Annotated in this window: 2 pseudogenes; both read right to left on the bottom strand. The window is 69.1% G+C overall.

Annotated elements, in window-relative coordinates:
* Positions 1 to 302: pseudogene (locus JWG43_RS20725) on the bottom strand (ABC transporter permease); the annotation flags it as partial.
* Positions 299 to 476: pseudogene (locus tag JWG43_RS20720) on the bottom strand (ABC transporter ATP-binding protein); the annotation flags it as partial. The pseudogenes JWG43_RS20720 and JWG43_RS20725, both read right to left, overlap by 4 nt.

Below are 476 nucleotides of genomic sequence, written 5' to 3'. Positions count from 1 at the left end.
GTGATGGAGGCGACGGCGCGCCCGGCGCCCGCCTGTCCCTTTTCAGCGGCTTCGCGCAGGCGCTCGTTCTGACGGTCCACATCGGCCTGCAACGAGGCGCGCACGGCGGCGGCCAGGCCCGTCGCATTGGGGCCTTCCTCGATCACCGCCACCGACTTGATCGGCTCGGAGGCCTTGATCAGCGCCGGAATGCCGCCGCCCAGCACGGCGAACAGGGGGAAGGGCAAAAGCGACAGCCAGAAGCCGACGGTCTTGGCATAGGCGACATATTCGCGTCGCGCGATCAGCAGCGTGCGGTTCATCGGACAGCCTCCACGGATGCGACGGGTTGGTCGGGATGGTCCCCGGTCAGGCCGATGAAGGCGTCGTGCAGCGTCGGCTCCTTGAGCGCGAAGCCCCGCACGTCCAGGCCGTTCAGGAAGGCCGTCTTCAACGTATCCTGGCCCCCGGCGCCGGGCGCCAGGGCGATCTTCAGG

The sequence above is a fragment of the Desulfobulbus alkaliphilus genome, assembly GCF_016918545.1.
In the GTDB taxonomy this organism is placed as follows: domain Bacteria; phylum Desulfobacterota; class Desulfobulbia; order Desulfobulbales; family Desulfobulbaceae; genus Desulfobulbus; species Desulfobulbus alkaliphilus.
The sequence above is the reverse complement of the archived record's forward strand: the minus strand, read 5'-3'. Positions and strand labels throughout refer to the sequence as shown.